The organism is Streptomyces sp. NPDC002640, assembly GCF_053592575.1.
Genome location: NZ_JBSFVZ010000026.1, coordinates 12,462 through 25,140 on the forward strand (window position 1 = coordinate 12,462; position 12,679 = coordinate 25,140).

The following is a 12,679-nucleotide window of genomic DNA, read 5'->3' on the forward strand; positions in this document are numbered from 1 at the left end:
CCGGTCCTGCTGTGCGGACAGGTGCGCCGGCGGAACGCGCCGCGGCCGAGGCCCGGCTCCGGGTCTTCCCCGGCCGCCGGGCCATGTGCCGGCTACCGGCGGCGGCCGAACAAACCGCGGTTCTTCTTCGCATGCGCTTCGGCCGCCTCCCGCACCGCAGCTTCCTCCGCCTCGCGGCGCGCAGCGCGCTCAGCCTCCGCCCGGTCGACCTCCTCCTGCCAGCACGGCCCGCACAGGGTGTCTCCGGTGCTTCGCCATGAGGTCTGGACGACCAACTGCCAGCGTTCGTCGGTGAACTTCGTCCCGCACCGGGTGCACACCGGCCGCCGCGCCTCCCACTCCGCGGCCTCGCGTTCCGCCTGCCGTCGGCGGGACTGCTCTTTCTCCATCCTGTAGAGCCGCTCGCCGTCGAGGTTGTCCAGGGCCTCGCTCAGCGTCTGCCACTCATCGCGCCCGAGCCTGCGCCACACCTTCCCCGCCGCCCCGTCCGGATCGGCCGTGATCCGCTCCAGCTCGGTCACGACCACGGGCACCGCCTGGTGGTAGTCGACGGCCGTGAACCCGGCCCACGGGTACGGGGTGCCGGCGAAGTAGCGGCGGGCGCTCTGCTCCAGGCGCCGCATGCGGCTGGCGCGCTGCGCGGCCGTCCGGCCGGTGAACACGAACGCCACCGGCAGGTAGCCCTCCCGCCCGGTCGCCGGGTAGATCCGCGACCACAGCCGGAAGTCGTGCACCTCCGCACCCTGCCGCCGGGCGGCCTTCTCCTTGCGCTTGTCGGCTTTCGGGGCCAGGAGCTCGAACCAGTCGTTGTAGCGGCGTAGTTTGGCCACGAGGTCGGCGACGGGTTCGGTGAGGCGGTCGACCTCGAGGAGCATCGCGGGGACGCCGGCTTCGGGGGCGCGCATCGTGAGGTCGGCGTACTGGGTGTAGCCGTAGGGGAGCTTGTGGGGCATCTCGGTCTGCCAGGACAGCGGTGTGCCGAAGCCGGCGCCGGTGAGGACCGCGGCGGTCGTCGTGACGGCGGCCGCGTGTTCGTCGAAGCCCTCACCGGCGACCGGCTCGCCGTCGTCGCCGACCTCCAGCCTGCGGAGTGCGGAGGCCCGGACGTTCTTCGGGAGCAGTTGCTTGGCTTCCTTGTGTCCTCGCTCGGTGAGCACCCATAGCTGGTGTCCCGATTCCAGCCGCGTCTCCACCCGGACCTTCCCGTCGCGCTTGAGGGCGTTGAGGGTGTCCCTCGTGCACCGGTCGTGCCGGTCGCCGGGGCGCAGCATCCGCCACAGGTGTTCGGCGGTGGCCCTCTGGAAGATCCCGAGGGCCTTCAGCACTTCCTGCTTCCTGGTGTGGGTGGGCTTCCAAGTCTCCTTCAGAGTCTTGGAAGGGTAGTCGAACGTGCCGGGGACCCGCGGTTTCCGGGGCTGACCTGGGCCGACGCGGCCGTCGGCCGAAGTGGCCGTGGAGGGGGCGATGGAGGGGGCCGTGGAGGGGGCCTGCGGGGCCTGGTCGATGTCGCCGGAAGGCCGGCGGGCGCGGGTGGCGCGGTCCTCGTGGGCGGGGCCGGGCGTGAAGTGGGCGGGCACGGTGTCCTCGGCTTTCTCCGGCCGGCTGGCCGGGTCGGCGGTCGTCCGGCCCGTGCGCGGATCTGCGCACGGGCCGGGACCACCGTGTGAAACCACCCCTTGACCGCGGTCTGACAGCCACCGCCGCCAAGCGTCCGATTCCTCCTTGACCACCCCTTGCAGTCCTAGTTTGTCCGTGACCGGAGTCACGCCCGCGCCGTGCCCCGGAGCGTGGTCTCTGTCCACAGGCCCGCGGCTGGAGGGTGTCCTGAAGGCCGCCACGATCAGCGGGGCGGCCCGATCATGAGGAGTTGTCATGCCCGAGAACACCGTCTCCGCGCCGCTCCCGCCGATGGAGCCGGAGGACGTCATCGCCGCCTTCACCTACCTGCGGGCGTTGCAGGCCGACGACATCGACACCGCCTGCGCGGTCACCGACGTCATAGGCCCGGAGCTGCACCGGCTGCTCCTGGACGTCGCCGCGCACGTCTTCATCCCCATCACCGCCGTCGACGACCACGACGGGGAGCCGTCCGCGCACTCCTTCCTGGCCGCGGAGCTCGGACGCCTGCTGCTGGAACTCCTGTTCCACGGCGTGTGCATGGACAGCCTGACGGGCATCGCCGAAACCATCACCCGCTTCGCCAGGAACATCCTCACCGAGGACGACGCCGACGTCGCCGAAGTCCTGCGCCGGCTGGAGGCCGCGGGGGTGGAGCAGGCGATGGACCAGGCACTGGAGGAACACCACCGCACCACGTAGCCACACCTCCAGGACGGTGGTGGTGCGGTGTGGTGCGCATCCCGGCACACCACACCACACCGCACCGCACCACCTCAACTTGTTCCACCGCTCCACCACACCGCCGCACCGGGTGCGGGCCACGGCCGGGCGGGATCCGTTATCACGCACCCCTTGACCGCGGTCTGACCGCGAGCCGGAAGTGGCGATGTCAAGGGGAAATGGCGCGGTAGCAGAGCTGGACGAGGGGGTGTAGCAGAGCCGGACAAGGGGTCGCTGACGGCGGGCGAACCGGTGCGGTGGGGAGCATCAGGTGCGGCGCACCGGCGCGCGAAGTGCCGGGCATCGTCGCAGTGGTGCGGTGCCGGGCGTGGGTGGCGCATCATCGCGGTGCGCCCCACGGTGGAGTCCATCGTCGTCCGGCGCAGTGGATTGGGCTCCACTTCGGGGTGGAGCCCACTCGGTGAAGTCCACCGCGTGGAGCGCACGCGGTGTCCTGCCTCCGGTGGCGACGCGCGACATCGGCTGGGCGGGCTTCACTCGCTGGACGATGACCGGCCTCGTCACCACAGCCAGGCGCCTGAGTGCCGCACCCGGGACTTCCCTCTCACCACCTGGGCGGAACAGCTGACGGCCTCAGCCCCTGGTGACACCACGCTCGCACCGCACACCCTTGCTGCACCGACTCGTGGACGCACTCACCGACCACTCCGCAGGCCACCTCGACGATGACGCCACCCTCCTCGCCCTCCGCCGCCTGGACCAGAAAGCCGCCCACATGCCGCCCGCGCCGCAGTAGGGACTGCCCCGGCCGCATGACCGGACACGCCCTCCGCCGCCCGGCACGGTGGTGGTCCGCGGTAACGGCGCGTGCGGGCCCTACCGTCGCTCAGGTGATCAGGATTCCGGGCCTCGTCAAGCGCCTCATGGTGGGGCGTGCTCTTCGCAGCAGCGAGCTGGGGGCGGAACTGCTGCCCAAGCGTCTGGCGCTGCCGATCTTCGCTTCGGACCCGTTGTCGTCGGTGGCGTACGCGACGCAGGAGATCCTGCTGGTGCTCACGCTCGGCGGGCTGGCGTATCTGCACTTCACGCCGTGGATCGCGCTGGCGGTCGTGGTGCTGATGACGGTGGTGGTGCTGTCCTACCAGCAGGTGGTGCGAGCGTATCCGAGCGGCGGGGGCTCGTTCGAGGTGGTGTCGGAGAATCTCGGGCCGCGTGCCGGGCTGGTGGTCGGGGCGGCTCTGCTGGTCGACTACGTGATGACGGTGGCGGTGTCGGTGGCGTCCGGGGTGGACAACATCATCTCAGCCGTCCCGCAGTTGCATCCGCAGCGTGTTCCGATGGCACTGGGCCTGGTGGCGCTGCTCGCCGTGGTGAACCTGCGGGGGGTGCGCGAGTCGGGCCGGGCCTTCGCCGCGCCGACGTACCTGTTCGTCGGCAGTGTGCTGGTCATGGTGGCGACCGGTGTGTTCCGCTGGCTGGTGGGTGACGCGCCGGTCGCCGAGAGCGCCTCGTACGGTGTCCGGCCGCAGGCGGGCGACGCCCAGCTGGCCGGGCTGGCTCTGGTCGTTCTCGTCCTGCGCGCGTTCGCCAACGGCTGCACCGCGCTGACCGGTGTGGAGGCGATCTCCAACGGCGTCCCCGCCTTCCGCCGGCCGAAGCCGCACAATGCGGCGGTGACCATGGCCGCGATGGGCCTCCTCGCGATCACGATGTTCGCCGGTGTCACGGCGCTCGCCCTGCTCGCCCGCGTCCACATCGCCGCCGACGCCTGCCGGCTCACCGGGCTGGACGGGAGCTGCGCCGCCCACCAGCAGCGCACGGTCATCGCCCAGCTCGCCGCAGCGGTCTTCGGGGGGCAGAGCGCCGGCTTCTACGTCGTCCAGGCCGCCACCGCGCTCGTGCTGATCCTCGCGGCGAACACAGCGTTCAACGGCTTCCCCCTCCTCGCGTCGGTCCTCGCACAGCGCCGCTACCTGCCGCGCCAGCTGCACAATCGCGGCGACCGGCTGGCCTTTTCCAACGGCATCATCGCGCTGGCCGTCACCGCCGGCCTGCTGCTGTGGGGCTTCGAGGCCAGCGTCACGGCGCTGATCCACCTCTACATCCTGGGCGTCTTCACGTCCTTCACGCTCTCGCAGACCGGCATGGTCCGGCACTGGAACCGCGTCCTGCGCACCTCCGAGGGCCGCGCGGCCAGGCGCCGCCTCCACGCGGCGCGGCTCGTCAACTCGGTCGGCGCGGTGATCACCGGTCTGGTCCTGCTGGTGGTCCTCCTGACGAAGTTCCTCGACGGCGCCTGGCTGGCCGTGCTCGCTGCCATGGTCCTGTGGCTGCTCATGCGCGGCATCCGGGGGTACTACGACCGCACCGCGGCCGAGCTGACGAGCGATGACCCGCGCGTCGACCTCACCTCGCCCTCGCGGGTTCTCGCCGTGGTCCTCGTCTCCAACGTCCACAGGCCGACCTTGCGCGCCCTGGCCTATGCCCGGGCCTTCAAGCCCGACCGGCTGGAAGCGCTGACCGTCGCCGTCGACCGGCAGGAGGCACGGGAACTGGAACAGCAGTGGCAACGCCTCGGCATCGAGGTGCCCCTCACCGTCCTGGACTCCCCCTACCGCGAGGTCACCCGGCCCGTCATCGACCACGTACGTTCCCTGGACCGCGAGAGCTCGCGGGACGTGGTCGGCGTCTACATCCCCGAGTACGTCGTCGGCCGCTGGTGGGAGAACCTGCTGCACAACCAGTCCGCCCTCCGCCTCAAGACCCGGCTCCTCTTCACCCCGGGCGTCATGGTCATCAGCGTCCCCTGGCAGCTCGTCTCCTCCACACGGGCCGACCACCACGGCCGGCGCGCCCCGGGCTCCGTCCGCCGCGGCGAGCCACCGCACTGACCGGATCGGCACCGCTTGCACCCTCCGCGCGGCCTCGTTTCACTGGAGAGGAGGAGGCGTGAGCTGTGAGGAAACCGGTGACCGTGGGAGTGAACGGCTCCACCGCGAGCTTGCGAGCGCTCGACTGGGCCGTCGATGAAGCCAGCTTGCACCGCCTGCCGCTGCGGATCGTCCACGCGTCTTTGTGGGAGCGGTTCGAAAGCGCCGTCCCGGGTGAGGGCGACGAGCCCAGCAGCTCGGAGACGGCTGCGGAACGCGAGATCGTCCGCTCCGCGCAAGCGCGGGCACGGGTCCGGCAGCAGGACACGGAGGTGCGCACCGACGTGCTGGCCGGTGACCCGGTGGAGGTGCTCGTCGAGGCCGGCGGAGCATCCTTCGCGCTCGTCGTCGGACACCGCGAGCACGGCAGCCTCGTTCACCGCCTGACGAGCGGATCCACCGCCGCGGGCGTCGCCCACCACGTCTGGTGCCCCTTCGTGGTCGTGGGCGCCGCCAGTTCCGGCGGCCGGCAGGAAGCCGGGCCCGTCGTGCTCGGCGTGGACGCCGATGCCCGCCCCGCATCCGCCCACGTCGCCTTCGCCCTCCAGGAAGCCCGGGCCCGTGGCTGCGAACTCGTCGCCGTACACGCCCTGCCGCGACACGGCAACTCCCGCCACAACGACGAGCCAGCAACCGACGCCCTCCTCAACGCGGGTCTCGGCCGCGCCGCAGCCGAGCACGGCGTCGTCGTCCGCGCCATGACCCAGGAGGGTCACGCGGACCAAGTGCTGGCCCGAGCCGCACGACACGCAGATCTCCTCGTCCTCGGCACCCGGCACCGTCACGGCGCCCTCCACCTGGGCCTCGGCCCCGTCCACCACTTCGCGCTGCTCCGCTCCCCCGCCCCCGTCGCCCTCGTCCCCCACACCTGACAGGCATCGACGCCGACCCCCAGTATCGGCCGCTCAAGCAAAGGACCTGGGAACACAGGAGGTCTCCCGAAGCCGCGCCCCCACGTCGCGAAGTCCTGAACGTCGTCGGCCGGGCAGCGTCACATCACCGCCCCCGCCGGACCGCCTTCCGAGGCGCAGCAGCATCTGTACGGCTCCATGGCCCTGGACAGGGTCGCGGAGCAGCCAGCTGAGTGACCCGCGTTCTGTTGGCTGCGTGTCGTACCCTTTCGCGTTCCGGGTTGACCCCCGCCGTACGACCTGCAGGCCGCCGACCGAACAGCGGGCTGTGCCCTCAGGCCCGTCGGCAGAACCAGCTGACGATCCGGCTTCGGGTCGTCCCCGTCCGCCGGGGCCGCCTGCCGGCTACTGGCCGCGGCCGACCAGGCCGCGGTTCTTCTTCGTCTGCGCTTCGGCCGCCTCCCGGGCCGCGGCTTCCTCCGCCTGGCGCCGCGCGTCCTTCTCCGCCCGCACCCGTTCCCAGGGCTCGCTCAGGCACGGTCCGTGGAGCTCGCGGTGCTGCGCCGCCGGGTACTGCCGGATCGAGTTCCACCGCTTGTCGGTGAACTTCGCGCCGCAGCGCCTGCACACGGGCGCTGCGCCTCGAGGGCTGCGGCTTCGCGCTCCTTCCGCCGCCTGTCGGCCTGCTCCGCCTGCACCACGTACAGCCGGTCACCGTCGGGGTTGTCCAGGGCCTCGGTGAGCGTCTGCCACTCGTCGCGCCCGACCCTGCGCCACACCGTCCCTGCGGCTCCGTCAGAATTGGCCGTGATCCGCTCCAGCTCGGTGACGACCACGGGCACCGCCTGGTGGTATTCGACGGCCGTGCTTCTCTCCGCGCGGCCCCGGTAGGGGATGCCGGCGAAGTACGGGCGAGGGCGTGCTCCAGGCGCCGGATCCGGCTGGCGCTCTGCCCGGCCGTCCTGCCGGTGAACACGAACGCGACCGGGACGTAGCCCTCGCGCCGTTGATCGAGTAAAGAAGCGGCCACAGCCAGGAGGCGTGCACCGCGGCTTCTCCCGTCATCCATGCCACGCTCCTGCTGCTCCTCGGCGCCGGAAGCTGGAACCAGTCGTTACAGCGGGGCAGCTTGGCCACGAGGTCGGCGACGGGTTCGGTGACGCGGTCGACCTCGAGGAGCACCGAGGGCACCCCGGCTTCGGGGGCGCGCATCGTGAGGTCGGTCGCCTGCTCCAGGAGGAGGGTGCCTGCCTGTGGCCGCTGATCGGGCTAGAGGGTGAAGCTGTTCACTCAATGGGGGGACAGTGGTCGGCTTCCGGCTGGGCGGATTAGGACAGTGCGCTATCCCGACTTGCGTGATCAAGTTTTTCGCGCGCGGCGTGGCCGCGTTCTCCCTCGCGCTCGCCCCCGTCCTGCCGGCCGTCCCCGCGCACGCGGCCGAACCCGTCGTGCTGCCAGTTCAGGAGGCGGTGAACCGGCTGCCGGTCACCGCCGAGTCCCGGGACGGCTACACCCGCACCGCCTTCAAGCACTGGAACGCAGGCGCCGACCCCGCCGACGGCTGCAACACCCGCAACGAGGTCCTCCTGGCCGAGGCCGTCACCGCGCCCACCGTCGGCGCCCGGTGCGCGCTCACCGGCGGCAGCTGGCTCTCCTACTACGACCAGACCGTCGCCGACACCGCGTCAGGACTGGACATCGACCACATGGTGCCGCTCGCCGCGGCCTGGGACTCCGGCGCCTCCACCTGGACCGCGGCACGCCGGGAGGCCTACGCCAACGACCTCGGCCAAAGCTCCAGCCTCGTCGCCGTCACCGCCCGCACGAACCGCTCCAAGGCGGACCAGGACCCGTCCCAGTGGCTGCCCCCGGCCACCGGAGCGGTGTGCCGGTACGTCGCCGAGTGGACCGCCACCAAGCTCCGCTGGAACCTCACCGTCGACCAGCCCGAACAGGACAAGCTCCAGGAGCTCGCGGCCGGCTGCACCACCACCAGCGTCACCTACGAACCGGCATAACACCGACTGCGCGGGACACCGACCGGACAGCAAGTTCCAGCACCCGGTCGATGGTCCATGCACCGCAGTCTCGGCCATACCTCGCGGCGGCAGGTCCGGCACACCCATACCTGGGGCCTTCCAGGCGGCGCCGCTTCTCCGGCCACGGCCGGCTGGCGCGCTCGCTTTCGGACTGCTCCGTCGTGCGGCGAGGCCGGTGGTACAGGGGTGCGGTGGCCGTCGAAGGCGTCGGCGCTGCACTGCCAGGCGAGCCGCAGAGTGAAACCACAGAGGGACCGCTCGTCGTTCCGCCAGACTCCGGCGGAACGACGAGCAGCAACTTCCCCGGCTGGCAGGTATCGCGTGATCGGTCTCCGGGACGATGCGACCGATCTTGCTTTACATTCCGCCGGCAACCCTCATCACCGTGCCGGTGGCATAGGAGGCGTCGTCCGAGAGCAGCCAGGCGACCGCTCCGGCGATCTCCTCGGGTTGGCCGGCCCGGCCCATGGGGACGAGTGGCGCGATCTTGGCAGGCCGCTGCGGGTCGGCATGGAAATCGGTCCAGATGGTGCCCGGGGCGACGCAGTTGACACGGATGCCGTCTGCCGCCACCTCTTTGGACAGTCCGACCGTCATCGCGTCCACGGCGGCCTTCGCCGCCGCGTAGTGGACGTAGGTACCGGGGCTGCCGAGGGTCGCTGCGGCGGACGAGATGTTCACGATCGCCCCGCCTGCCGTCATGTCGCCGATGGCCCGACGGGCACACAGCAGATATCCCAGGACGTTGACCTCCAGGGCCTGCCGCATCCCCTCCGGGTCTGCACCGGCCAGCGGACCGACCGGTCCGCTCACCCCGGCGTTGTTCACCAGCCCGGTAACGCGGCCCAGCTGCGCGACAGCAGTGTCGAAGAGACGGTCCACGTCCGTCGCGTCGGAGGTGTCGACCGCGACCGCGATGGCCGCCCGGCCCAGCGCGCGGACCCCTTCGGCCACTCCCTCGGCCGCCTCGGCATCCGATCGGTAGCCGATGACGACGTCATGCCCCTCGGCCGCCAGGCGCAGACAGATCGCCGCTCCGATGCCCCGGCTGCCACCGGTGACCACAGTCACCCGCTGCCGCTGAGGCTCTCCCTGTTCTGCCACGTCCGGCCCTCCAAGCTACGCCACCAAATGATCGATCAAACAGCACCCTACTCGGACCACCTCCGCGCCGACCCCCGCCCCCAGTGCCCGGCACACAGCGTTTACGCAGGTGGGCGGGACTTCAAATGCATCCTGTGCCCCGGTGGCAACGGGCCGGCGCTCCCCGCCCGCAGCGCTGCGCCCGGAGGCGGCGCCCGTTCCGGCGTAAGCCTCCGCGGTCGTTGCGCCCGCCCGCGTCCCAGACTGTCCGGAAGGGCGGCCCGGGGCGCGAGCGTTCTTCGTGCGTGCCGCTCACGCGTGCCCGGCAGTCGGCTCCCACAAGGGCCGGGCGAGTCCGGTCCCGTCGCAGTGGAAGCACCGGCCGCCGCCCGGCGTGCTGCGGGCGGCGATGGTGCCGGCGGCGTGCCGGAAGAGCCGGGTGAGGCCGGCGGTGTGGGCCTCGTGGATCGGGAGTTCCTGCCGTCTGCCGAGCGTGACCTCCAGCGCGGTGCCGGGCCCGGTGAAGTGGGCGCGCATGTTCCCGGTGATCGCCCGGAGCGTGTCGTTCACCTCGTGCATCGTCTCCGCGCCGGACAGCTGCACCCGGGCCGCGAGGACGGTGTCGGCGGCCGCGGCGAAGGACAGCAGCCCGGCCGGGCGGGCGAGCGGCCCGACGCGGCCCACGGGGTCGGGGTGGGTGTGGTGGAGCTGGGCCAGGGCGTGCCACAGGTCGCCCGGCAGATCGCGGGGTGCGGTCTCTTCTCGGCTGCGTCTCATACGGCCCTGTGTAGGGCCTGCGGGGGCTGGCGCCCTGGGATGGGCCTGCCCGTCCCGCCCGGTGGCCCGGTGACTTCGGGACCGGTTCCGCTGTGCGGCCTGGCGGCTGCCGGCCGCACAGCAGGCTGGTGCGGTCAGGTGGCGCCGGCGGAACCTGCCGCGGCCCGGCTCCAGGTGGTCTCCCGGCCGCCGGGCCGCGTGCCGGCTACCGGCGGCGGCCGAACAGGCCGCGGTTCTTCTTCGCCTGCGCTTCGGCCGCCTCCCGCGCCGCGGTCTCCTCCGCCTCGCGGCTTCAACCACCCCGCCGGCTGGACCGTGGAGAGCGCCGACATGGTCCGCGCCGCCTACACCCTCCACTCCGCCGACGACGACTACACCCAGCCCGGCACCCTGATCCGCAAGGTCCTCGACGACGAGGCCCGCGACCGCCTGGTCGGCAACGTCACCCGACACCTCCTCAACGGAGTCAGCCGCCCCGTCCTCGAACGCGCCGTCCAGTACTGGCGCAACATCGACCCCAGGACCGGCGACAGAATCGCGGAAGGAGTCGGCGTCCAGACCGGCTGAACCCGCCCGGCCCGCAGGCGCCGCGCGCATCGCAGTACGTGCGGCCCCTGGCTGTCGGTCACAGGGCGATGGTCAGGCTGACCGAGCCTCTTCGGGACTGCAGACCCTTGACGGTCGCGCCCGGTCCAACGGGCCCAGGACGGGAAGGGATCTTGCCCCGGACGACGGTGCCGCCCTCGAACAGCCCTTCGCTGCCAGCCCGGGTGCGCCCGCCGGTCGCCCAGGGCAGAGGGCCGCGAGCCGGTTCGCTCTCCGGAGCTGGCGAGCGCTGTCGGTGATCGGACACGGTGCACCTCCGCGTTGACACCGGCTGAGCCGGCTACCGCGCCTGCGGCGTAGGGCTGCCGCAGGCGCGGTGGCCGGGATGCCGTCGGGGAATCCCTGCACGAGGACGCGTCGGCCGGACAGGCCCGGGCTGCACGGCGGGCACGGTGACAGGGCCGCCGTGGGCAGCGGTGTGAGCGGCGGCGAGGGTGCGGACCTCGGCGCGCAGGTCGAGTTCGGCCAGGACTGCGGTGGTGGAGTCCTCGACGCGGCGGGTGACGCGCATGGTCGTGTTCCCCCCCCTGGGCCACGACGTGGCAAGGCATTGGGCCCTTCCGTCGGTCCGGCTGGGTCCAACGTCGTCCAGCCACGCCTGACTGCCTGGCCCCAGGCTTCGTTGACGGAAAAGGCTGCTTGCGCCGGGCGTCACCGTTGAGCGGCTGACCGCGGGTGAACACGGACGGACGCCCTTACCTCGACCACTGGTCAGCAATCGACATATGACGGTGAACTTAGTATGTTAATCGTCATGACTCAACGAGCTCTGCAGGAGCCGACCTTGCTCGTCCTCACCGCCCTCGCCGACGAGCCACGCCACGGATACGCGATCGCACGCGAGGTGGAGACGATCTCGGACGGTCGGGTGAAGCTGCGGACCGGGACGCTGTACGGGGCGCTGGAGCGCCTGCTGCAGCAGGGATGGATCGAGGTGCACCAGGAAGAGATCGTGGACAGCCGGCTCCGACGCACGTACACGCTGACCTCTCCCGGGCGCACCGCCCTGGCCGCCGAGGCCGAGCGGATGGCGGCCACCGCACACGAGGCCACCCGGCGCCTGGGCAGCTTCGGCAAGGCGGCCACCGCATGAATCCCGTTCTGCTGCACCTGTACCCCCAGAGGTTCCGCCGCGCCTTCGGGGACGAGATGGCCGAGGCCTACCGCGAAGCAACCGCCGGAGCGGGACACCGGGCCCGCTTCCGCGAGGCCGCCGACGTCGTCGCGCACGCCCTCCGGATGCGGCTGGGCCTCACCTCGTCCCGACCCGGGGGACGGCTCCTCGCCGTGGCCGCTCCCTTCGCTCTGGCCGTGACCGCCGCTTACGCCGCGTTCAACCTCCATGAGAGCACCAGCAACTGGTACGTCATGGGGGCCGGTGGCAGCGGCATGCCGATCGTGACGATCCTGAACGGCTGCTACCTGATAACCCTGATCGGCGCCGTGATCGCTATGGCCGGGCCGTACCTGGCGGGCGCGCTGTACTCGGTCGCCGGCGCGCTGGGAAGCTCCGTGGCGTTCCTGTACCCGGCCTGGCCCACGGCGTCGGATCTGCGGTGGGAATTCGCGGCGTTCCTGATCACGCCCGTCCTGGCCGCCGCACTTCCGCTCCTGTGTCCGCCCGACCTGCGTCCGGCCCCCCGAGCGCGGAGCAGGGCAGGCGTGCTGGCCATGGCGGTGTGGGCGGTTCTCCTGGTAGGCGTCCTGACCGTCACCGACCCGCTCGGAACAGGCCTGTCCCTCCCGTGGAGGTTCGGAGTGCCGTTGGCCGCAGCCCTGTTCCTGGCCGGCCGGCAGGCGTTCAGCCGTATCCGCACCACGGCGCATCTCACACTCGCCGCCGCACCGCTCGTCACCGTCCTCCACTTCTCCGGGTGGACGCAGAGCACGGACACCCTCGCGGCTCTCGGCGCCCTCACGATGGCAGCCATCGCCCTGCGCCTGCGCCGCCGCAGCGGCCCCGACGCGGTCAATCCGGCCTGACCGGCGGGCGGTAACCCTGCCTGAGGCGGCCCGAGCGCTCAAGGCCGGCGGCCCGAGCACTTGGTGTCGGCGGCCGCCGCCCACGGCTGCCGCCAACCCGCGCCGCAGA

12 protein-coding genes and 1 pseudogene are annotated in these 12,679 nt (G+C 71.9%); 8 read left to right on the plus strand and 5 right to left on the minus strand.

What is annotated here, in order from left to right; all coding sequences use genetic code 11:
• Positions 1–92: 92 nt before the first annotated feature.
• Positions 93–1,577 carry a replication-relaxation family protein gene (locus tag ACWD3O_RS27955; RefSeq protein WP_451417794.1) on the minus strand — a complete coding sequence of 495 codons (1,485 nt, stop codon included), beginning with the start codon at positions 1,575–1,577 and terminating at the stop codon, positions 93–95.
• Positions 1,578–1,872: 295 nt separating this feature from the next.
• Here ACWD3O_RS27955 and ACWD3O_RS27960 point away from each other — a divergent pair, with 295 nt between their 5' ends.
• The 4 genes from ACWD3O_RS27960 to ACWD3O_RS27975 all read left to right on the plus strand — a co-directional run bounded on the left by ACWD3O_RS27960 (position 1,873) and on the right by ACWD3O_RS27975 (position 6,103).
• Positions 1,873–2,319, plus strand: coding sequence for a hypothetical protein (locus ACWD3O_RS27960; RefSeq protein WP_451417795.1), 447 nt, complete (start codon positions 1,873–1,875; stop codon positions 2,317–2,319).
• Between the two features lie 652 nt (positions 2,320–2,971).
• On the plus strand, positions 2,972–3,097 hold the full coding sequence (locus ACWD3O_RS27965; RefSeq protein ID WP_451417796.1) for a hypothetical protein: 126 nt from the start codon (positions 2,972–2,974) through the stop codon (positions 3,095–3,097).
• Between the two features lie 127 nt (positions 3,098–3,224).
• Positions 3,225–5,192 (plus strand): APC family permease, encoded by a 1,968-nt coding sequence (locus ACWD3O_RS27970; protein WP_451417892.1) that lies wholly within the window; start codon positions 3,225–3,227, stop codon positions 5,190–5,192.
• A 77-nt stretch (positions 5,193–5,269) separates the two neighbouring features.
• The gene (locus ACWD3O_RS27975; RefSeq protein ID WP_451417797.1) at positions 5,270–6,103 is read left to right on the plus strand and encodes a universal stress protein; all 834 of its coding nucleotides are present in this window, start codon (positions 5,270–5,272) and stop codon (positions 6,101–6,103) included.
• Positions 6,104–6,487: 384 nt separating this feature from the next.
• On the opposite strand, the gene ACWD3O_RS27980 is transcribed toward ACWD3O_RS27975, so the two are convergent.
• Positions 6,488–6,712 carry a hypothetical protein gene (locus ACWD3O_RS27980; RefSeq protein ID WP_451417798.1) on the minus strand — a complete coding sequence of 75 codons (225 nt, stop codon included), beginning with the start codon at positions 6,710–6,712 and terminating at the stop codon, positions 6,488–6,490.
• 725 nt (positions 6,713–7,437) lie between these two features.
• On the opposite strand from ACWD3O_RS27980, the gene ACWD3O_RS27985 reads away from it, so the two are divergent.
• The gene (locus tag ACWD3O_RS27985; RefSeq protein ID WP_451417799.1) at positions 7,438–8,100 is read left to right on the plus strand and encodes an HNH endonuclease family protein; all 663 of its coding nucleotides are present in this window, start codon (positions 7,438–7,440) and stop codon (positions 8,098–8,100) included.
• A gap of 378 nt (positions 8,101–8,478) precedes the next feature.
• On the opposite strand, the gene ACWD3O_RS27990 is transcribed toward ACWD3O_RS27985, so the two are convergent.
• Together ACWD3O_RS27990 and ACWD3O_RS27995 are read right to left on the minus strand one after the other, a co-directional pair.
• Positions 8,479–9,186 (minus strand): SDR family NAD(P)-dependent oxidoreductase, encoded by a 708-nt coding sequence (locus ACWD3O_RS27990; protein WP_451417893.1) that lies wholly within the window; start codon positions 9,184–9,186, stop codon positions 8,479–8,481.
• Between the two features lie 330 nt (positions 9,187–9,516).
• Positions 9,517–9,981, minus strand: coding sequence for a hypothetical protein (locus tag ACWD3O_RS27995; RefSeq protein WP_451417800.1), 465 nt, complete (start codon positions 9,979–9,981; stop codon positions 9,517–9,519).
• 327 nt (positions 9,982–10,308) lie between these two features.
• Here ACWD3O_RS27995 and ACWD3O_RS28000 point away from each other — a divergent pair.
• Positions 10,309–10,548: pseudogene (locus tag ACWD3O_RS28000) on the plus strand (catalase-related domain-containing protein); the annotation flags it as partial.
• A 319-nt stretch (positions 10,549–10,867) separates the two neighbouring features.
• On the opposite strand, the gene ACWD3O_RS28005 reads toward ACWD3O_RS28000, so the two are convergent.
• Positions 10,868–11,098 (minus strand): hypothetical protein, encoded by a 231-nt coding sequence (locus ACWD3O_RS28005; RefSeq protein WP_451417801.1) that lies wholly within the window; start codon positions 11,096–11,098, stop codon positions 10,868–10,870.
• A gap of 243 nt (positions 11,099–11,341) precedes the next feature.
• On the opposite strand from ACWD3O_RS28005, the gene ACWD3O_RS28010 reads away from it, so the two are divergent.
• Both ACWD3O_RS28010 and ACWD3O_RS28015 read left to right on the plus strand, forming a co-directional pair.
• Positions 11,342–11,680, plus strand: coding sequence for a PadR family transcriptional regulator (locus ACWD3O_RS28010; protein ID WP_451414280.1), 339 nt, complete (start codon positions 11,342–11,344; stop codon positions 11,678–11,680).
• Complete coding sequence (locus ACWD3O_RS28015; protein ID WP_451414279.1) at positions 11,677–12,570, plus strand: hypothetical protein; 894 nt, start codon at positions 11,677–11,679, stop codon at positions 12,568–12,570. The genes ACWD3O_RS28010 and ACWD3O_RS28015 overlap by 4 nt, the downstream gene beginning before the upstream one ends.
• Positions 12,571–12,679 lie beyond the last annotated feature (109 nt).

What these genes read in the sequence shown, in the direction of transcription:
- ACWD3O_RS27960 (WP_451417795.1), top strand. Translation starts at nt 1,873, where the DNA reads ATGCCCGAGAACACCGTCTCCGCGCCGCTCCCGCCGATGGAGCCGGAG.
- ACWD3O_RS28015 (WP_451414279.1), top strand. Translation starts at nt 11,677, where the DNA reads ATGAATCCCGTTCTGCTGCACCTGTACCCCCAGAGGTTCCGCCGCGCC.
- ACWD3O_RS27995 (WP_451417800.1), bottom strand. Translation starts at nt 9,981, where the DNA reads ATGAGACGCAGCCGAGAAGAGACCGCACCCCGCGATCTGCCGGGCGAC.
- ACWD3O_RS28010 (WP_451414280.1), top strand. Translation starts at nt 11,342, where the DNA reads ATGACTCAACGAGCTCTGCAGGAGCCGACCTTGCTCGTCCTCACCGCC.
- ACWD3O_RS27970 (WP_451417892.1), top strand. Translation starts at nt 3,225, where the DNA reads ATGGTGGGGCGTGCTCTTCGCAGCAGCGAGCTGGGGGCGGAACTGCTG.
- ACWD3O_RS28005 (WP_451417801.1), bottom strand. Translation starts at nt 11,098, where the DNA reads ATGCGCGTCACCCGCCGCGTCGAGGACTCCACCACCGCAGTCCTGGCC.